General features: G+C 40.6%; 28 protein-coding genes and 1 pseudogene. All 29 read right to left on the bottom strand.

The features are described 5' to 3' along the window. Positions 1-83 precede the first annotated feature (83 nt). Positions 84-677: a 50S ribosomal protein L17 gene (gene rplQ, locus D0T08_RS09380; protein ID WP_116982358.1), complete on the bottom strand. Its 594-nt coding sequence runs from the start codon at positions 675-677 to the stop codon at positions 84-86. A 157-nt stretch (positions 678-834) separates the two neighbouring features. Continuing rightward, positions 835-1,824, bottom strand: coding sequence for a DNA-directed RNA polymerase subunit alpha (locus D0T08_RS09375; protein WP_116982357.1), 990 nt, complete (start codon positions 1,822-1,824; stop codon positions 835-837). A gap of 120 nt (positions 1,825-1,944) precedes the next feature. After that, a complete protein-coding gene (gene rpsD, locus D0T08_RS09370; RefSeq protein WP_116982356.1) occupies positions 1,945-2,550 on the bottom strand; it encodes a 30S ribosomal protein S4 in 606 nt (201 codons plus the stop codon). 228 nt (positions 2,551-2,778) lie between these two features. Beyond that, positions 2,779-3,174 carry a 30S ribosomal protein S11 gene (rpsK, locus tag D0T08_RS09365; protein WP_116982355.1) on the bottom strand — a complete coding sequence of 132 codons (396 nt, stop codon included), beginning with the start codon at positions 3,172-3,174 and terminating at the stop codon, positions 2,779-2,781. 113 nt (positions 3,175-3,287) lie between these two features. Beyond that, on the bottom strand, positions 3,288-3,662 hold the full coding sequence (gene rpsM / locus D0T08_RS09360; protein WP_116982354.1) for a 30S ribosomal protein S13: 375 nt from the start codon (positions 3,660-3,662) through the stop codon (positions 3,288-3,290). A 6-nt stretch (positions 3,663-3,668) separates the two neighbouring features. Further along, positions 3,669-3,785, bottom strand: coding sequence for a 50S ribosomal protein L36 (rpmJ, locus tag D0T08_RS09355; protein ID WP_015027349.1), 117 nt, complete (start codon positions 3,783-3,785; stop codon positions 3,669-3,671). 158 nt (positions 3,786-3,943) lie between these two features. Next, complete coding sequence (gene infA / locus D0T08_RS09350; RefSeq protein WP_116982353.1) at positions 3,944-4,162, bottom strand: translation initiation factor IF-1; 219 nt, start codon at positions 4,160-4,162, stop codon at positions 3,944-3,946. Positions 4,163-4,217: 55 nt separating this feature from the next. After that, positions 4,218-5,039, bottom strand: coding sequence for a type I methionyl aminopeptidase (gene map / locus D0T08_RS09345; protein WP_199538141.1), 822 nt, complete (start codon positions 5,037-5,039; stop codon positions 4,218-4,220). A gap of 17 nt (positions 5,040-5,056) precedes the next feature. Further along, a complete protein-coding gene (secY, locus tag D0T08_RS09340; protein WP_116982352.1) occupies positions 5,057-6,391 on the bottom strand; it encodes a preprotein translocase subunit SecY in 1,335 nt (444 codons plus the stop codon). Positions 6,392-6,831: 440 nt separating this feature from the next. Then, positions 6,832-7,269, bottom strand: a pseudogene (gene rplO / locus D0T08_RS09335) (50S ribosomal protein L15); the annotation flags it as partial. 111 nt (positions 7,270-7,380) lie between these two features. Beyond that, positions 7,381-7,560 (bottom strand): 50S ribosomal protein L30, encoded by a 180-nt coding sequence (gene rpmD, locus D0T08_RS09330; RefSeq protein ID WP_116982351.1) that lies wholly within the window; start codon positions 7,558-7,560, stop codon positions 7,381-7,383. An 87-nt stretch (positions 7,561-7,647) separates the two neighbouring features. Beyond that, entirely contained in the window at positions 7,648-8,151 is a 504-nt protein-coding gene (gene rpsE / locus D0T08_RS09325; protein WP_116982350.1) for a 30S ribosomal protein S5, read from the bottom strand. Between the two features lie 18 nt (positions 8,152-8,169). Beyond that, positions 8,170-8,517, bottom strand: coding sequence for a 50S ribosomal protein L18 (rplR, locus tag D0T08_RS09320; RefSeq protein ID WP_116982349.1), 348 nt, complete (start codon positions 8,515-8,517; stop codon positions 8,170-8,172). 55 nt (positions 8,518-8,572) lie between these two features. Then, a complete protein-coding gene (gene rplF / locus D0T08_RS09315) occupies positions 8,573-9,133 on the bottom strand; it encodes a 50S ribosomal protein L6 (protein WP_116982348.1) in 561 nt (186 codons plus the stop codon). 128 nt (positions 9,134-9,261) lie between these two features. Next, positions 9,262-9,663: a 30S ribosomal protein S8 gene (gene rpsH, locus D0T08_RS09310; RefSeq protein WP_116982347.1), complete on the bottom strand. Its 402-nt coding sequence runs from the start codon at positions 9,661-9,663 to the stop codon at positions 9,262-9,264. A gap of 193 nt (positions 9,664-9,856) precedes the next feature. Continuing rightward, entirely contained in the window at positions 9,857-10,126 is a 270-nt protein-coding gene (rpsN, locus tag D0T08_RS09305; RefSeq protein WP_116982346.1) for a 30S ribosomal protein S14, read from the bottom strand. 38 nt (positions 10,127-10,164) lie between these two features. Continuing rightward, positions 10,165-10,719: a 50S ribosomal protein L5 gene (gene rplE / locus D0T08_RS09300; protein ID WP_116982345.1), complete on the bottom strand. Its 555-nt coding sequence runs from the start codon at positions 10,717-10,719 to the stop codon at positions 10,165-10,167. A gap of 74 nt (positions 10,720-10,793) precedes the next feature. After that, the gene (rplX, locus tag D0T08_RS09295; RefSeq protein ID WP_116982344.1) at positions 10,794-11,132 is read right to left on the bottom strand and encodes a 50S ribosomal protein L24; all 339 of its coding nucleotides are present in this window, start codon (positions 11,130-11,132) and stop codon (positions 10,794-10,796) included. A 103-nt stretch (positions 11,133-11,235) separates the two neighbouring features. After that, entirely contained in the window at positions 11,236-11,604 is a 369-nt protein-coding gene (rplN, locus tag D0T08_RS09290) for a 50S ribosomal protein L14 (RefSeq protein WP_116982343.1), read from the bottom strand. Positions 11,605-11,656: 52 nt separating this feature from the next. Beyond that, on the bottom strand, positions 11,657-11,914 hold the full coding sequence (gene rpsQ, locus D0T08_RS09285) for a 30S ribosomal protein S17 (protein WP_116982342.1): 258 nt from the start codon (positions 11,912-11,914) through the stop codon (positions 11,657-11,659). 42 nt (positions 11,915-11,956) lie between these two features. After that, positions 11,957-12,139 carry a 50S ribosomal protein L29 gene (gene rpmC / locus D0T08_RS09280; RefSeq protein ID WP_116982602.1) on the bottom strand — a complete coding sequence of 61 codons (183 nt, stop codon included), beginning with the start codon at positions 12,137-12,139 and terminating at the stop codon, positions 11,957-11,959. A 77-nt stretch (positions 12,140-12,216) separates the two neighbouring features. Continuing rightward, positions 12,217-12,645 carry a 50S ribosomal protein L16 gene (gene rplP, locus D0T08_RS09275; RefSeq protein WP_116982341.1) on the bottom strand — a complete coding sequence of 143 codons (429 nt, stop codon included), beginning with the start codon at positions 12,643-12,645 and terminating at the stop codon, positions 12,217-12,219. A 94-nt stretch (positions 12,646-12,739) separates the two neighbouring features. Continuing rightward, positions 12,740-13,624, bottom strand: coding sequence for a 30S ribosomal protein S3 (gene rpsC, locus D0T08_RS09270; protein WP_116982340.1), 885 nt, complete (start codon positions 13,622-13,624; stop codon positions 12,740-12,742). Positions 13,625-13,704: 80 nt separating this feature from the next. Continuing rightward, positions 13,705-14,064 (bottom strand): 50S ribosomal protein L22, encoded by a 360-nt coding sequence (rplV, locus tag D0T08_RS09265; protein ID WP_116982339.1) that lies wholly within the window; start codon positions 14,062-14,064, stop codon positions 13,705-13,707. A gap of 20 nt (positions 14,065-14,084) precedes the next feature. Then, positions 14,085-14,363, bottom strand: coding sequence for a 30S ribosomal protein S19 (gene rpsS, locus D0T08_RS09260; RefSeq protein ID WP_116982338.1), 279 nt, complete (start codon positions 14,361-14,363; stop codon positions 14,085-14,087). A gap of 26 nt (positions 14,364-14,389) precedes the next feature. Then, a complete protein-coding gene (gene rplB / locus D0T08_RS09255) occupies positions 14,390-15,214 on the bottom strand; it encodes a 50S ribosomal protein L2 (protein ID WP_116982337.1) in 825 nt (274 codons plus the stop codon). A gap of 75 nt (positions 15,215-15,289) precedes the next feature. Beyond that, positions 15,290-15,577 (bottom strand): 50S ribosomal protein L23, encoded by a 288-nt coding sequence (gene rplW / locus D0T08_RS09250; protein ID WP_116982336.1) that lies wholly within the window; start codon positions 15,575-15,577, stop codon positions 15,290-15,292. A gap of 35 nt (positions 15,578-15,612) precedes the next feature. Then, positions 15,613-16,239: a 50S ribosomal protein L4 gene (gene rplD, locus D0T08_RS09245; protein ID WP_116982335.1), complete on the bottom strand. Its 627-nt coding sequence runs from the start codon at positions 16,237-16,239 to the stop codon at positions 15,613-15,615. A gap of 121 nt (positions 16,240-16,360) precedes the next feature. Further along, positions 16,361-16,981 (bottom strand): 50S ribosomal protein L3, encoded by a 621-nt coding sequence (gene rplC / locus D0T08_RS09240; protein ID WP_116982334.1) that lies wholly within the window; start codon positions 16,979-16,981, stop codon positions 16,361-16,363. Positions 16,982-17,146: the final 165 nt, after the last annotated feature.

Genomic DNA, 17,146 nt, shown 5'->3' with positions numbered 1-17,146 from the left:
GCGTACCACGCAGACTGATGCCTAAACCAAACAAAAAAGCCCCTGATTGCTCAGGGGCTTTCTGTATACGTATGAAACAAATCTTACGCTTCTTTTTTATCTTCTTCAGAAGCCGGAGTTTCGTCTTCTGCTGGCGTAGCATCTGCTACTTCTTCAGTTGCTGGTTCAGCAGCTGCCGGAGTTTCTTCTACTACTTCTGCCGACGACTCATCTGCAACAGCTACCGGAGTAGTTTCTGTAGTTGCAGCTGTTTTGCTACCACCACGACGGCTACGACGGGTTTTGGTAGTTTTTTCTTCTACGGCTGTCAATAAAGCTTCGTTGTAATCAACCAACTCAATCAAAGCTGTTTCGGCGTTGTCACCAAAACGATTACCTAATTTGATGATACGAGTGTATCCACCGTTACGGGTAGCTACTTTCTCTGCAATTTCACCAAACAAAGTTTTGATTGACTCTTTGTCTTGCAAATAAGAGAATACTGTACGACGTGAGTGCGTAGTGTCACTTTTAGCTTTTGTGATTAAAGGCTCAACGAATTTACGCAATTCTTTAGCTTTTGCTAAAGTTGTTTCGATACGTTTGTACTGAATCAACGAAATCGCCAAATTTTTCAATAACGCATCTCTGTGCGAATGTGTTCTACCTAAATGATTGGTTTTGTTACCGTGTCTCATTGTAATAAAATTCGTAAGTAACGGTCAGAATAGCCTACGCAGTCTTGGATACTCCACCTATTACGATTGATAATTGTTTTATTCGAATACTGCGGTTTCGATTATACAAAAAATTCCCCTCCGATACGACTAGCATAAGGAGGGGAAGAATTTAATTTCAATCTTCGTCTAATTTATACTTTTGCACGTCCATTCCGAAATGCAAACCTTTATCAGCTACTAATTGCTCCAACTCAGTTAATGATTTTTTACCGAAATTGCGGAATTTCATCATGTCGGCCACCTCTAATCTTGCCAGGTCGCCTAATGTACGAATATCTGCCGACTTCAAGCAGTTGTAAGCACGAACTGACAAATCAAGATCCTGAAGAGAAGTCTTCAATAGCTTACGCATATGTAAGAATTCTTCGTCAACGATATTATCTTCGTCATCTTTCTTGGTATCAAATACCATATTTTCGTCTGTAAACTTCAAGAAGTGCTGAATCAAAATATGAGCAGCTTCCTGTAAAGCTCTCTCAGGGTGGATTGAACCATCTGTTTTGATTTCAAGCAACAATTTTTCGTAGTCAGTACGTTGTTCTACACGGGTATTTTCAATGCTATACTTCACATTTTTGATAGGTGTATAGATGGAATCAACCGAGATAAAACCGATTGGAAGGTCGTTTGATTTATGCTCTTCTGCAGAAACATAACCACGGCCTTTATCTACTATAATTTCAATTTCAATTTCCTTCTGGTCGTCCAAACGGGCAATTATCAGATCAGGATTGAGAATTTGAAAACTTTGAGTGAATTTACCCAGGTCACCTGCAGTTAATACACTTTGATTTTTTACTCTGACGGTGAACTTATTATCTACATAATCAGAAACTTTTTTAAAACGAACCATTTTGAGATTCAAGATGATTTCCGTCACATCATCTACAACCCCATCAATGCTCGAAAATTCGTGTAGTACCCCCGGAAATCTCACCGACGTAATTGCATAACCCTCAAGTGAAGATAGAAGAATACGACGTAAGGCGTTCCCGATGGTCACACCATACCCTCTTTCAAGTGGTTTAAACTCGAAAAAGCCATGGAAGTCGTCAGCTTTTTCCATGACGACCTTGTCAGGCATTTGAAATGCTAATATTGACATACGTATGCAGTGTGTTTGTTTTCGTTAACGAAAAAGGTGGTTAGCTATACCCACCAATAAAAAAACGTAGCTGTGCCACCACCGATTTTGTCGGCAATGGCACAACTGACTATACTAATATTATTTATTATATAACTCGACGATTGCTTGCTCGTTGAAGTTTTCTGGAATTTGATCACGCTCTGGGAAGTTAATAAATTTACCAGCGAATTCTGCGCTATCCCACTCCAACCAGTTGTAACGTTTCGCATTACGTGCTTGTAAGCTTGTAGTAATTGCTTCTAAGGCTTTCGATTTTTCACGAACACCTACAATCTGGCCCGGTTTCAATACTAATGATGGGATGTTTAAAACTTCTCCATCAACAGTGATATGACGGTGTGTAACCAACTGACGCGCGGCACGACGCGTTGGAGCAATACCTAAACGATATACGGTGTTATCTAAGCGCGCTTCGCACAATTTCAATAGGTTTTCACCTGTACGTCCTTGTTTTACCGAAGCCATATGGAAAAAGCGAGCAAACTGACGCTCTAATATACCATAAGTATATTTTACTTTTTGTTTTTCAATCAATTGTTGACCGTACTCTGATTTTTTACCTTTACGTCCTTTGCCGTGTTGGCCAGGAGCATAATTTTTCTTACTAAGAACTTTGCTTGGGCCCATTACCGGCTCGCCAAACTTTCTCGAAATACGTACTTTCGGACCTGTGTATCTTGCCATTTTTGTTTGAGTTAAGTGAAGTAACAAATTGATTAGCCCCAATGTCCAAACTATCAATTTATGTATAGCAATCACTGCTATGTGTTACTTCTGATGCCTTTGTTTTAAAGGACTTTGGTTGATTTATAAAAATTAAGAAACAGAAGAATGAAAATTTTAAAGATTATTGCCTAAATAAACAAAATTTATCTGGCATTAGTTTAAATTTTTTCACTCTTCTGTTTAATACTATACTCTTCTGCGTTTTGGAGGACGACAACCATTGTGCGGAAGTGGAGTCACATCGGTGATTGAAGTAACTTCAATACCTGTGCTTTGTACCGTACGAATAGCTGACTCACGACCAGCGCCCGGGCCTTTTACAAAAACCTCTGCTTTACGCATACCTGCGTCGTAAGCTACCTGCGCACAGTTTTGTGACGCCATTTGGGCAGCATATGGAGTGTTTTTCTTTGAACCTTTGAATCCCATTTTACCTGCCGAGCCCCAAGAGATAACCTGGCCTTGGCTGTTGGTAATTGAGATGATGATATTATTGAAAGAAGCTCTGATATGTACCTGACCTACCGGCTCTACGATTACTACTCTTTTTTTGGCTTTATCTTTTCTTTTAGCTTGTGCCATTGTAACAAACAGTGTTTAATGATTGGCAATACAGAAATACCTGTATTCTGTTCGATTTTACTCCCGTGAATCGTAAAATCCAGTTTAGTATCTTCCTAAGCAGATACGCGGGATTACTTAGTAGCTTTCTTCTTGTTTGCTACAGTCTTACGCTTACCTTTACGCGTACGTGAATTGTTTTTGGTACGTTGACCACGAAGTGGTAAACCTTTACGATGGCGAACGCCACGATAGCAACCAATATCCATCAAACGCTTAATAGAAAGCTGCACTTCAGAACGCAACTGACCTTCTACGGTGAATTCTTCGCTGATAATACCACGAATAGCATTCGCTTCAGCATCGTTCCACTCGCCAGCTTTTTTATCTAAGCTAATGTTTGCTTTTTCTAAAATCTTTACTGACGCGCTACGACCAATACCGTAGATGTACGTAAGGGCGATTTCGCCTCTTTTTTTGTCCGGGATGTCAACACCTGCAATCCTCATAGATAATTAACCTTGTCTTTGTTTAAACTTCGGATTTTTTTTGTTAATAACGTAAATTTTACCCTTACGACGGATAACTTTACATTCAGCACTACGCTTCTTTACTGACGCTTTAACTTTCATAATGATTAAAACCACCCCTAACCCCTAAAGGGGAATTTTTGTACGAAAGTCTTCATGTTCTGGGGTTAAGAATAAACATGAATTTTCTATAAATAATTCAATTGTCATAGTAAGTCGTCGAACCCGTATCCCCCTTTAGGGGTTAGGGGTGGGCTTCTTTACTTATAACGATAAGTAATTCTTGCTTTTGTTAAATCGTACGGCGACATCTCTAATCTCACCCTGTCACCCGGAAGAATACGAATATAGTTCATTCTCATTTTGCCGGAGATATGGGCAATCAGTTCATGCTTGTTTTCCAGACGCACACGAAACATGGCGTTTGAAAGAGCTTCTGTAATGATGCCGTCAACTTCGATATTTGCTTGTTTTGCCATATATTCTATTGCGCAGAAAAAATGTTTTTAGTTTGTTGTCTCTCCGCGCTAAACTCTATGCAATTACTAAATTTCTTTTGGCTAATACCTCTTCAATATGCTCAAAGGTTGTCAGTATTTCACCAGCTCCTTTTCTTACAACTATTGTGTGCTCAAAGTGCGCTGCTGCTTTGCGGTCTTCGGTGCGTATGGTCCACTGGTCGTTTTCCTGTACTACACTTCTTCTGCCCAGCGTGATCATGGGTTCTATAGCCAATACCATGCCTTCCTGCAATTTCGGGCCATTACCACGTTTGCCAAAGTTTGGTACTTCTGGCGACTCGTGTAAGTATTTACCTACACCGTGCCCCACCAGCTCGCGTACAACGCCATACCCGTGTTTTTCGGCATGGTCTTGTACACCAAAACTAATATCACCAATTCTATTACCTGTTTTTGCTTGTTCGATACCCTTGAAAAGAGATTCGTAAGTACGTTTTAGCAGATCAGCTACATCTTTGGCTATCTCGCCTACAGCATAAGTATAAGCACTATCGGCATGATACCCATCTTTGTAAACACCACAATCAATCGAAACTATATCTCCCTCTTTCAATACTCTGTTACTTGGTATACCATGTACAACAACATCGTTGACAGAGATACATAACGAAGCGGGGAACTTAAGACCGCCAACATCATATCCTAAAAAAGACGGATGACCCTTTTGGTCTTTGATATACTCGTAAGCTATTTTGTCTAATTCTTTGGTAGTAATACCCGGCGCTATTACTTTCGCTACTTCTGCCTGAGCCTTGCCTAAAATCTGGCCATTGTTTCGGATAATCTCCAGCTCCTCTTCCGATTTCAAATATATGATTCTATCCTTTTTGCTCATGGTATTACCTCCTTGTATTAGATAGATACTGTTGAAACCGTCTGGCGGCCCTGAATACGTCCTGACTGCATCAAGCCTTCATAACGTTTCATCAACAAGTAACTTTCAATTTGTTGTAATGTATCTAACACCACACCCACCAGGATTAACAACGATGTACCACCGAAGAATGAAGCAAAGTTCTGAGTCATTCCTAATAATCCTGCAAGTGCTGGTAAGATAGCAATTACTGCTAATAACACACCACCCGGAAGTGTAATTCTGTCTAATACATTGGCGATATAATCAGAAGTTGGCTGGCCTGGTTTTACCCCTGGAATGAATCCACCACCACGTTTCATATCATCTGCAATCTGATTAGGGTTAATCGAGATAGCGGTATAGAAGAACGTGAAACCTATGATTAATACTGCATAAATTAAACAATACTGCCAAGAGGTTGGACTATTCATGATAATTGCCCAGTTCTGGAAAGTATCACTCTTAGTGCTCTCTGCAAGGTAAGTCAAGATCAAACCCGGAATAAACATCAATGCTTGTCCGAAGATGATAGGCATAACCCCTGCAATATTCAGTTTCAAAGGCAAATACTGGCGTTGGCCTGTTACAACTTTATTACCAACTATTTGTTTCGCATATTGTACCGGTATTCTGCGGGTTGCTTGTGTAATAGCTACGGCAAACAATACCACCATAAATAAAGCTACGATTTCGATGATGAAGAACAGAATCTGTCCGCTTCCACCTCTTGAATTAGCCTCACCAATGATAGCCCCCGGGAATCTTGACACGATTCCAATCATAATCATCATGGAAATCCCGTTTCCGATACCTTTTTCGGTCATTCTCTCGCCCATCCACATACACATGATGGTTCCGGCAATAATTAATGCAACCGAACTAACATAGAATAGACCCTGGCTTACCATGATTGCATCGGTAGGGATCGTTGTCTGAACGTAGGTAAATCCTTGTGCTGCGGCCACTGCAATAGTCAACCAACGCGTAATCTGATTTAATTTTCTACGACCCGACTCTCCTTCTTTCTGCAATTTGCTGAAGTACGGCAACGCTAATGTCAATAACTGGATGGCGATTGATGCCGAAATGTACGGCATAATTCCCAGTGCCATGATAGAAGCATTCTTGAACGCACCACCGACCAATGTATTCAAAAGACCTAACAAACCATTATCAGCGGTTAAATCTTTTAATTTAGACACATCAACACCCGGTAAAACTACGTGGGAACCGACACGAAAAATAACGATTATCAAAAGAGTCTGAAGAATACGTTTCCTCAATTCCTCGATTGACCAAATGTTCTTGAGTGTTGTTAAAAATTTGTTCATTTTGTTAGGAAAAACAAGGCTTTTGGGTGAAATTACTCAGCTCTACCTGCATTAAGTTTATCCTGCAATTCTTTTAACTCATCTAACTTGCCATCACGAGCTAATTCCGCTTGTTGTGCCCAAGTAGTTGGGTCGTGCATTGCATAACTTGAACCCGCTGCATCAAGAATTTCTTTCACTCTTTCTGCAGGTGTCGCTGCTAAATCTGCAAAGCTAACGATTCCTTCGTTAATAAGCAAATCTGCAATCTTCGGACCAATACCTTCGATTATTTTTAAATCGTCTCCTTCAGCTGTTTTCTTAGCTTTTTTAGGTTTTGCTTCAGTTTCCACTGCGGCAGCTACTGGAGCTGCTACAACTTCCTGCGCTACTAATTTCTCAGCTGGTTTTGCAGTTTTAACCGCACCTGCCGAAGCAGACGGGTCAAAAGTAGCATCAACAGTTGCCGAACCACCTGCTTTCTCAATAGCTGCAATAGCTGATTCTGAGAATGCATTGGCTTTCAGATTAACTGCTGCTGTCAACTCTCCACGACCTAAGATTTTCACACGGTCAGATTTTTGCGTCAAACCGTTGTTATATAAGAAGCCTAAATCCATAGCACTCACGCCTGTTTTGTCAAACAAAGCCTGAATAGTATCCAGATTGATAGCTTTATATTCTACTCTGTTAATATTTTTGAAACCAAACTTAGGTACACGACGTTGCAATGGCATCTGACCACCTTCAAAACCACGTTTTTGGCTATATCCTGAACGAGATTTTGCACCTTTATGACCACGTTTTGCAGTACCACCACCGCCAGAACCGTGTCCACGTCCTACTCTATCATTTGCTTTTACTGAACCTTTTGCAGGTTGTAATGAACTTAATTTCATTGTAATTCGATTATTTTAATCGGTTAAACATACGCAATTCCGATTTTCGGAATCACTCGGCTTGTGCCTGGCTTGCGCCTACCCATTAACCCAACGAGTGGGAGAATTGTCTTATGCTTCTTCGATAACCAACAAGTGTTGAACCTTGGTGATCATACCTTGCATAGCAGGGTTTAATTCTTTTTCTACCGTACGGTTTAATTTGCCAAGACCTAAAGCAGCGATGGTACGCTTTTGTACTTCTGGTCTGCCAATCGTACTTCTTACCTGAGTAATCTTTACCTTTGCCATTGTTTTATGTAGGTATGTTTCGTTGGCTTAAAGGTTCCCACCATGAAGGTAACCTTTTGTGGTGCAACTCTGAAAGCCTAGAAACTATTATCCGTTAAATACTTTTGTCATTTTCACACTACGTTGGAACGCTACTGCATGTGGTGCACGCATTTGAGCCAAAGCATCGATTGTTGCTTTTACCACGTTGTGAGGGTTTGATGAACCTTTCGATTTCGCCAATACATTGTGGATACCAGCTGCTTCTAACACAGCACGCATCGCACCACCGGCGATAATACCAGTACCAGGGGCTGCAGGTTTTACAAACACAAAACCACCTGAGAATTTACCGTGAATTTCGTGAGGTACAGTATCGTTGATAACCGGCACAGACACTAAGTTTTTCTTTGCATCTTCGATAGCCTTTGCAATGGCATCAGTCACCTCATTTGCTTTACCTAAACCCTGGCCTACTACACCTTTACCGTCGCCTAACACAACGATTGCCGAGAAACTAAAACGACGACCACCTTTCACCACTTTGGCTACACGGTTAATGGCTACAACTCTTTCTTTAAGTTCTGCCTCGTTTACTTTTGCTTTATTCATTGATTGAGAATTGCAAGATTAGAATTTCAAACCGCCTTCTCTGGCACCGTCTGCCAAGGCTTTAATGTTACCATGATACAAATAACCGTTACGGTCAAACACACAAGCTTCGATACCTTTTTCAGAAGCGATTTCGGCAATTTTCTTGCCCACTTCTTTAGAGTTATCTACTTTCACACCTTTCAACCCTAAAGTGGTTGTTGAAGCTGCCGCTAAAGTAACTCCTTGAGTGTCGTCGATTAACTGAGCGTATATGGCGGTATTTGAGCGGTATACCGATAAGCGTGGTCTTTCAGGGGTTCCTGAAACCTTGCTACGGATGCTCCACTTTATTTTTTGTCTTCTATCAGTTTTTACACTTGACATTGCTGTAAATATTTTGAGACTTTGAAACAGATTTCGCAGTCAGTATGTCTAATGATTATTTCTTCTTACCTGAGGTTTTACCTGCTTTACGACGAACAACTTCACCAGCAAAACGGATACCTTTACCTTTGTAAGGTTCAACTTTACGTAGGCCCCTGATTTTTGAAGCAACCAAACCAATCAATTGTTTGTCTGTTCCTTCAAGCGTTACTATCGGGTTTTTACCCTTTTCCATCAAAGTTGTTACTTTCAACTCTTCTGGTACCACGAAATATACGTTGTGAGAGAAACCCAAGCTTAAGTCTAATACGTTTCCGTTATTAGCCGCTTTGTAACCTACCCCAACGATTTCCATCGTAGTTTTGTAACCTGTGCTTACACCAATAACCATGTTATTGATTAAAGAACGATACAAACCATGTAATGCTTTGTGACGTTTTTGTTCAGTTGGTCTTTCAACTTTCAGTTCGTTGTCTTCAACACCTACTTTGATATCAGAATCAACTTTTTGAGTGAGCGTTCCTTTCGGGCCTTTTACAGTTACTACATTCGCATCATCTACTGTGATACTTACTCCTGCCGGAAGAGCAACTGGTTTTTTACCAATTCTTGACATTTTTTTTTAGTTTAAGGCTTCAAGACACTTTCGCGAGCGCGAGTTATCAAGAGCGGTCAACAACTTATTTAATTTGTGTTGCAGATACTGCAACGGGAGATTTAAGATATTAACAGGCTTATTTCCTATTAATAGATATAGCACAATACTTCACCACCTACTTTCAACGCACGGGCTTCTTTATCTGTCATTACTCCTTTAGAAGTAGACACGATAGCAATACCTAATCCGTTTAATACACGTGGAATATCAGTTGTACCTGCGTATTTACGTAAACCTGGTTTAGAAACACGTTTCAATTCTACAATTGCCGATTGTTTCGTAGTTGGATTGTACTTTAACGCAATTTTGATAACACCCTGTGGAGCTGTTTCCTCAAACTTATAGCTTTGAATAAAACCTTTATCGTACAGAACTTGTGTAATCGCTTTTTTGATGTTCGAAGCAGGAATTTCTACCACTCTATGACGCGCTTTGATCGCATTTCTGATTCTGGTAAGGAAGTCTGCTATTGGATCCGTTGTAATCATTTTGCTGTTTAATTTTGGATACCTAAGCCAACATTGAGCAGTATCGCGAGCGCGACTTTCTCAATTGGGCTGCAAAATTAGAAAATATTTTTAATAAATAGTGTATGTATAAGCAAATATTATTTAGCAGAATCCACGATTCTTAAATAAAGGCTATTTATTCAAGGAATTCTCCTAAAAAATATCACTTATCTTACCAAGATGCTTTAGTAACACCCGGAATCAAACCTTTACCTGCCATTTCGCGGAAAGTAACACGGTTGATACCGAACTTACGCATATAACCTCTCGGACGACCTGTCAATTTGCAACGATTATGTAATCTGATCGGTGATGCATTGCGAGGTAATTTGTCCAATCCGGCATAGTCGTTAGCTTCTTTCAAAGCGGCACGTTTAGCTGCATATCTTGCTACAGTTGCCTCTTTTTTTCTATCTCTTGCTTTTATTGATTCTTTTGCCATTGTATGACTTTGATTAAGCTGTTTTTACTTAATGCTGATTATTGTTTCTTTTTGCTGCTAGCGAATGGTAGACCCATTGCCTTTAATAATTCGTAAGCCTCAGCATCAGTTGGTGCCGATGTTACGAAAGTTATATCCATACCCTGAATCTTAGCGATTTTATCGATTGAAATCTCAGGGAAAATAATTTGCTCTTTCACACCAAAGGTATAGTTTCCGCGTCCGTCAAAACCTTTATCGCTGATACCCTGGAAGTCTCTCACACGTGGAAGCGCGATTGTAGTCAAACGATCCAGAAACTCGTACATTTTCTCTCCACGTAACGTTACTTTTACACCAATCGGCATATTTTCACGAAGTTTAAAGTTTGATACCGCTTTCTTAGAAAGTGTTGCTACTGCTTTCTGACCTGTGATGTTCGTAATCTCTTCTAAGCTGCTGTCGATCAATTTCTTGTCGCCTGTTGCAGCACCTACCCCACGGTTCACTACGATTTTTTGTAATACAGGAACCTGCATTACCGATTTGTATCCGAACTTCTCTTTCAAAGCCGGTACTACTTCTTGTGTATATTTTTCTCTTAAACGTGCCATTTTATTGAATCGCTTTTTTAGGAGGATTTCCGACCCTCTTTAGTTGTTCCGGTTTCACAACCAGATATTGTAAATTAGATAAATTTACCGGTTTCTTTAGAGAAACGTTGTAATTTGCCTTTGTCGTTTTCTTTACGGCCAGTGCGTGTAGTATTACCTGTTGCAGGGTCTACTAACTGTACGTTACTGATGTGAATCGGACCAGCAAACTCACGGATTTCGCCTTGCGGGTTTTGTGCCGAAGGTTTCACGTGTTTTTTCTGAATGTTCACACCTTCTACAACTACACGTTGTTTTTCAGCAAGAATTTCAGTGATTTTACCACGTTTGCCTTTAGAGTTACCTGCAATAACCTCAACTGTATCGCCTGTGCGTACGTGTTGTTTCTTTTGCTTATTGAATTTTCTTTCCATTACTTTTAAATTTGAAAATTTGAATAGTTAAGCATCAGACAAAGCTGCACCGGGCAACTCGTCCTGATGGCGGGTGTAGAATTAACTACGAACCGCTTTCAAATTAAAGAACTTCAGGAGCCAAAGAAACGATTTTCATGAATTGTTTCTCACGTAGTTCACGTGCAACAGGTCCGAAAATACGAGTACCACGTGGCTCGTCTTGGTTGTTTAATAATACTACTGCGTTGTCTTCAAAACGTATGTAAGAACCATCTTTGCGACGAACCTCTTTGGTGGTTCTCACAACAACAGCCTTAGATACTGTTCCTTTCTTCATATTAGAAGAAGATAGGGCCGATTTTACGGATACGACAACTTTGTCGCCAATAGAAGCATAACGTTTGCCTGTTCCGCCCAATACACGGATAACAAGCACTTCTTTTGCTCCACTATTATCGGCAACACCTGCTCTTGATTCTTGCTGTAACATTGTCTTGATTTGTTGGCTATCAGCTATAAAGCTAACAGCTATTAGCTTTAAATTACTTCGCTTTTTCTACGATTTCTACTAATCTCCAATTCTTATTCTTGCTCAATGGGCGAGTTTCCTGAATCTTCACAGTATCACCGATACCAGCTTCATTTTTCTCGTCGTGGAACATGAATTTCTTGGTTTTGAGCATGAACTTTCCGTATTTCGGATGTTTCAGTTTACGAACTACAGCTACCACACCAGATTTATCCATCTTGTTGCTAACTACTGTTCCGATACGCTCTTTTCTAAGATTTCTTTCTTCCATTGTCTTTTTCTTAATGTCCTGATTGCTCAGGGTATTTAAATATTAACGGGCATTCAATTCTGTCAACATTTGAGCAATCAATCTACGAGATTGACGAATACGCATCGGATTCTCGATAGGCGTGATAGCATGAGCAAACTTCAATTTGTTGATTCTGTCTTTCTCAACAGCGATGTTTTGCTGTAACTGCTCAACTGACAATGCTTGGATTTCTGACTTTTTCATTTTGATCTTGAATGAATGAATGAGTAAAAAAATAAAGGTTCTCATTCAGGTTAATTCAAAAGGCTAAGCCTTCTGATTTATTCTGCTTCTTCCTGATAATCTCTACGTACAACAAATTTTGTTTGCACTGGCAATTTTTGAGCTGCCAAACGAAGAGCTTCAGTAGCAACTGCCAATGGCACACCTGTTGCTTCGAAAAGAATAGTACCTGGTTTTACACTAGCTACCCAATACTCTGGGGCACCTTTACCTTTACCCATACGTACTTCGAGTGGCTTTTTAGTGATTGGCTTATCAGGGAAGATACGAATCCATACCTGGCCTTCACGTTTCATTGCACGGGTAACCCCGATACGAGCGGCTTCAATCTGACGGGCAGTGATGCGACCCGGCTCTAAAGCTTTGATAGCGAATGTTCCGAAAGCGATCTCGTGCCCACGTGTTGCGAGACCTTTGATCCTGCCTTTTTGCTGCTTACGGAATTTGGTTCTTCTTGGTTGTAACATGACGCTATTATATTTTCAGCACTGTTGTGCTTTGTTTCAGGTTTCAAAAATTCTTAGTTTCAGGTATGAACTCTTGAACCTGAAACCCGGAAAATTATCTTCTATTATTATTACCTCTATTATTGTTGTTTCCACCACCGCGGTTGTTGTTATTTCCACCACGATTATTCGGACCACGATTGTTACGGTTATCTCCTCCTCTGTTATCACCACGTCCACCGCCTCTGTTGTCGTCACGTCCGCCGCCTCTGCGATCATCACGTCCGCCACCTCTTCTGTCGTCACGTCCACCACCTTCATTGCCTCTTTCGTTGCCTTGAGATTGTGCACCACCCGCAGGAGTTAAATCGCGTTTGCCATAAACTTCGCCTTTGAATACCCATACTTTGATACCGATTTTACCGTATACCGTAAGGGCTTCTGAGATTGCATAATCAATATCAGCACGAAGTGTATGAAGCGGGATACGTCCTTCTTTATACATTTCATTACGGGCCATCTCGGCTCCAGCCAAACGACCACCTAATTTCACTTTAATACCTTGTGCACCAACACGAACAGCTGCTTGAATAGCTTGTTTCATGGCACGACGGTAAGAAATACGAGCTTCTAATTGTTGAGCAATAGACTCACCGATTAGTTTAGCATCTAACTCAGGACGTTTGATTTCGTAGATGTTGATCTGAACGTCTTTGCCGGTCAGTTTTTTCAACTCTTCTTTAATCTTGTCCACTTCGTTACCACCTTTTCCAATAACCACACCCGGGCGGGCTGTATGAATAGTAAGCGTGATACGTTTTAAGGTACGCTCGATAACTACTTTCGAGATCGCTCCTTTCGGAATACGTGCTGCAACGTATTTACGGATTTCTTGATCTTCGACAAGTTTTTCGGCAAAAGTTTTGCCACCATACCAGTTAGATTCCCATCCTCTGATATATCCAAGTCTAAGACCGACAGGATTTACTTTTTGTCCCATTAGTTTTTAATTCTTGATTTTACGGCATCAACGCCGTAGGTAAAATGCGGTACGAGTAGTATATCGTTCGCTATGATTGATTAAACTGCACTTGCTGTATTGGCACTATCAACTACGATAGTCAGGTGATGAGAACGTTTACGAACTCTGTAAGCACGCCCTTGAGGTGCTGGTCTTAAACGTTTGATCATACGACCACCATCAACGAAGATTGATTTCACCACTAATTCGGCGTCTTCAATTTTCTGGTCTTCGTTTTTTTGTTGCCAGTTGGCTACTGCTGATAACAAGACCTTCTTGATAACAGGCGATGCGTGTTGCGGTTGGAAACTTAAAATTCCCAAAGCATAACTTACCTTTTTACCTCTGATCAGGTCTGCAACCAGTCTTGCCTTACGTGGCGAGGTAGGATAATCACTTAATTTTGCTACTGCTTCCATTTTTTACAAATGTACAATTATTATCTTTTTCCTTTATCTTTCTTTGCTATGTGACCACGGAAGTTACGAGTCGGAGAGAATTCACCCAATTTGTGACCTACCATGTTATCAGTTACATATACCGGAATAAATTTATTACCGTTATGTACTGCGAAAGTATGTCCAATGAAATCCGGAGAAATCATTGAGCGACGCGACCATGTTTTGATGACTGATTTTTTGCCAGAGTTGTTCATGTCAACAACTTTTTTGTCAAGGCGGTAATCAATATATGGTCCTTTTTTTAGTGAGCGTGCCATAAATACTTATATATCCTTTATTATGATTATTTACTTCTTCTTGAAACGATTAGCTTAGTTGACGGCTTAGTTTTGTCACGCGTTTTCTTACCTTTAGCTAATAAGCCATTGCGAGAACGTGGGTGACCTCCTGAAGCACGACCTTCACCACCACCCATCGGGTGATCAACCGGGTTCATAGCAACACCTCTTACACGTGGACGAACACCTAACCAACGTTTACGACCAGCTTTACCATAAGTTACGTTCATATGGTCGGCGTTAGATACAGTACCTACTGTAGCAATACAAGTAGCCAGTACCATTCTCATTTCGCCCGATGGCATTTTCAAGGTTACATATTTACCATCTTTCGCCAACACCTGAGCGTAAGTTCCTGCGCTACGTGCCATTTGCGCACCTTTACCAGGGTGTAACTCGATGTTGTGGACAATTGTACCAAGCGGCATGCTACCTAATGGAAGCGAGTTTCCGATTTCTGGTGCAACTGATTTACCTGCGATGATAGTCTGGCCTACTTTCAAGCCTTGTGGGGCAATGATATAAGCTTTTTCGCCGTCAGTATATTGTACCAGAGCGATACGTGCTGAACGGTTTGGATCGTACTCGATCGTTTTTACTTCAGCAGAAACATCTACTTTGCTTCTTTTGAAATCGATGATACGATATTTACGTTTGTGGCCACCACCGATGTAACGTGCAGTGCGGTGTCCTTCGTTATTACGACCACCAGATTTTTTAATCGTAGTAGTTAAGCTTTTCTCAGGTTTACTTGCAGTAATCTCAGAGAAATCTGGAGCTACACGATGACGTTGACCCGGGGTGATTGGTTTTAATTTCTTGATACCCATTTTACTTATTCTTTTGCAGCCTTAAGAGGCTATACTTGAAATTTAATGATGGAATGATTCTTAGGGAACCGATTCTTATAAATTTTCGTAGAAATCAATCATTTCTCCTTCTTTCAAAGAAACAATCGCTTTCTTGAAAGTAGAAGTAACACCAGAAGATGCTCTGCTACGAGTCATTCTTGATTTCTTTTTACCGATCTGACGGATAGTGTTTACATCAGTAACTGATACACCGTACATCTTCTCTACAGCTTTTGCGATTTCGATTTTGTTCGCATCGATAGCTACCTCAAACACAAACTTACCTTTAGCGGTATTTTTTTGTGATTTCTCGGTGATGATTGGTCTTTTAAGTACACTCATTTTCTTAATTTATTAGCAAAGCTGCTTGCAGCTTCTTAGTTCAATATTGATTCTATTTTCGACAAAGCACCTTCGCTAATGATCAACTTATCAGCATTGATTAAGTCATAAGTACTTACTTCGTCTGCACTCAAAACTTTAGTTTTAGGAATGTTACGAGCTGATAAATACACATTGCTATCGTAGTCAGGCAAAATGAAAAGCGTTTTGCTTCCTGTTAATGACAATGCACCCAAAAATGCTAAGTAAGATTTTGTCTTTGGAGAGTCGAATGTAAAGTCTTCAATAACTGAGATGTTATTTTCTTTAGCTCTTGCAGAGAATACCGATTTACGAGCTAAAACTTTTACTTTCTTATTCAATTTGAAATCGTAATCGCGTGGAACTGGTCCGAATACACGACCACCACCTACGAAGGTTGGAGCTTTGGTTGAACCGTGACGAGCACCGCCTGAACCTTTCTGACGAACAATTTTCTTGGTTGAACGTGCAATTTCAGCTCTTTGTTTTGCTTTGTGCGTACCTTGACGCTGATTAGCCAGGTAGTGTTTTACATCCAGGTAAACCACGTGTTCGTTTGGCTCGATTCCGAAGATGGCGTCAGACAAACTTGCCTTACGACCTAGATCTTTACCGTCTTTGCTTAATACTGATAATTCCATTTTGCTTGCCGTATTTTTTCGATGTCGTCCGGTTTCGACCTTCCTAATTAGTGAATGAACGGTCCGCCGTTGCGGTGAATTAGTGATTGAGTGAATAAATAACAGAATCACAAAACACCAACTATTTATGTAAAGTAATGTAGCCGTTTTTCGCGCCTGGAACTGAACCGCTGATCACGATTAAGTTTTGGTCTGCTAACACTTTCAATACTTTAAGGTTTTGTACAGTGGTACGAGTGTTACCCATACGACCTGCCATACGAATACCTTTGAATACTCTTGATGGGAATGAACATGCACCGATTGAACCCGGGTGACGTCCTCTGTTGTGCTGACCGTGGGTTTGTCCACCAACACCGGCGAATCCGTGGCGTTTTACAACCCCTTGGAAACCACGACCTTTTGAGTTACCGCTTGCATCTAAGAAATCGCCTTCAGCAAAAACATCTTCGATACGGATGGTATCGCCAAGGCTGTATTCTTTTTCAAACTCTTTAAACTCAACTAATTTACGTTTAGGCGTTGTGCCTGCTTTTTTGAAATGACCTACCAACGGGCGGCTGGTGTTTTTTTCTTTTTTCTCGCCGTAACCTAATTGGATAGCACTGTAGCCATCTTTCTCTTCAGTACGAACATGAGTAACAACACAAGGACCTGCCTCAATCAAAGTACATGGTACTGCTTGACCTTCTGCGTTGAAGATAGTTGTCATTCCAACTTTCTTTCCGATAATTCCAGACATGGTATTTTACGCTTTATTTTGCTATTATAACCTATTTTGATTCTTCTTCGGCCAAAATTGCTTTCGGCGTGCGAACGGGGGTGCAAAATTCCGAAAAATTATGCACGAAACCAAACGTCGGTCAAAAAATTATTTACTATTCCCAGAGGTTAGCAACTGCCAACT

This window comes from Emticicia sp. C21, from assembly GCF_003418935.1.
GTDB lineage: Bacteria > Bacteroidota > Bacteroidia > Cytophagales > Spirosomataceae > Emticicia.
The sequence above is the reverse complement of the archived record's forward strand: the minus strand, read 5'-3'. Positions and strand labels throughout refer to the sequence as shown.

Bases quoted from the DNA above. Each gene is read 5' to 3' on its own strand.
- rplQ (WP_116982358.1), bottom strand. From the start codon at position 677: ATGAGACACGGTAACAAAACCAATCATTTAGGTAGAACACATTCGCAC.
- D0T08_RS09375 (WP_116982357.1), bottom strand. From the start codon at position 1,824: ATGTCAATATTAGCATTTCAAATGCCTGACAAGGTCGTCATGGAAAAA.
- rpsD (WP_116982356.1), bottom strand. From the start codon at position 2,550: ATGGCAAGATACACAGGTCCGAAAGTACGTATTTCGAGAAAGTTTGGC.
- rpsK (WP_116982355.1), bottom strand. From the start codon at position 3,174: ATGGCACAAGCTAAAAGAAAAGATAAAGCCAAAAAAAGAGTAGTAATC.
- rpsM (WP_116982354.1), bottom strand. From the start codon at position 3,662: ATGAGGATTGCAGGTGTTGACATCCCGGACAAAAAAAGAGGCGAAATC.
- rpmJ (WP_015027349.1), bottom strand. From the start codon at position 3,785: ATGAAAGTTAAAGCGTCAGTAAAGAAGCGTAGTGCTGAATGTAAAGTT.
- infA (WP_116982353.1), bottom strand. From the start codon at position 4,162: ATGGCAAAACAAGCAAATATCGAAGTTGACGGCATCATTACAGAAGCT.
- map (WP_199538141.1), bottom strand. From the start codon at position 5,039: ATGAGCAAAAAGGATAGAATCATATATTTGAAATCGGAAGAGGAGCTG.
- secY (WP_116982352.1), bottom strand. From the start codon at position 6,391: ATGAACAAATTTTTAACAACACTCAAGAACATTTGGTCAATCGAGGAA.
- rpmD (WP_116982351.1), bottom strand. From the start codon at position 7,560: ATGGCAAAGGTAAAGATTACTCAGGTAAGAAGTACGATTGGCAGACCA.
- rpsE (WP_116982350.1), bottom strand. From the start codon at position 8,151: ATGAATAAAGCAAAAGTAAACGAGGCAGAACTTAAAGAAAGAGTTGTA.
- rplR (WP_116982349.1), bottom strand. From the start codon at position 8,517: ATGTCAAGTGTAAAAACTGATAGAAGACAAAAAATAAAGTGGAGCATC.
- rplF (WP_116982348.1), bottom strand. From the start codon at position 9,133: ATGTCAAGAATTGGTAAAAAACCAGTTGCTCTTCCGGCAGGAGTAAGT.
- rpsH (WP_116982347.1), bottom strand. From the start codon at position 9,663: ATGATTACAACGGATCCAATAGCAGACTTCCTTACCAGAATCAGAAAT.
- rpsN (WP_116982346.1), bottom strand. From the start codon at position 10,126: ATGGCAAAAGAATCAATAAAAGCAAGAGATAGAAAAAAAGAGGCAACT.
- rplE (WP_116982345.1), bottom strand. From the start codon at position 10,719: ATGGCACGTTTAAGAGAAAAATATACACAAGAAGTAGTACCGGCTTTG.
- rplX (WP_116982344.1), bottom strand. From the start codon at position 11,132: ATGGAAAGAAAATTCAATAAGCAAAAGAAACAACACGTACGCACAGGC.
- rplN (WP_116982343.1), bottom strand. From the start codon at position 11,604: ATGTTACAGCAAGAATCAAGAGCAGGTGTTGCCGATAATAGTGGAGCA.
- rpsQ (WP_116982342.1), bottom strand. From the start codon at position 11,914: ATGGAAGAAAGAAATCTTAGAAAAGAGCGTATCGGAACAGTAGTTAGC.
- rpmC (WP_116982602.1), bottom strand. From the start codon at position 12,139: ATGAAAAAGTCAGAAATCCAAGCATTGTCAGTTGAGCAGTTACAGCAA.
- rplP (WP_116982341.1), bottom strand. From the start codon at position 12,645: ATGTTACAACCAAGAAGAACCAAATTCCGTAAGCAGCAAAAAGGCAGG.
- rpsC (WP_116982340.1), bottom strand. From the start codon at position 13,624: ATGGGACAAAAAGTAAATCCTGTCGGTCTTAGACTTGGATATATCAGA.
- rplV (WP_116982339.1), bottom strand. From the start codon at position 14,064: ATGGAAGCAGTAGCAAAATTAAGTGATTATCCTACCTCGCCACGTAAG.
- rpsS (WP_116982338.1), bottom strand. From the start codon at position 14,363: ATGGCACGCTCACTAAAAAAAGGACCATATATTGATTACCGCCTTGAC.
- rplB (WP_116982337.1), bottom strand. From the start codon at position 15,214: ATGGGTATCAAGAAATTAAAACCAATCACCCCGGGTCAACGTCATCGT.
- rplW (WP_116982336.1), bottom strand. From the start codon at position 15,577: ATGAGTGTACTTAAAAGACCAATCATCACCGAGAAATCACAAAAAAAT.
- rplD (WP_116982335.1), bottom strand. From the start codon at position 16,239: ATGGAATTATCAGTATTAAGCAAAGACGGTAAAGATCTAGGTCGTAAG.
- rplC (WP_116982334.1), bottom strand. From the start codon at position 16,981: ATGTCTGGAATTATCGGAAAGAAAGTTGGAATGACAACTATCTTCAAC.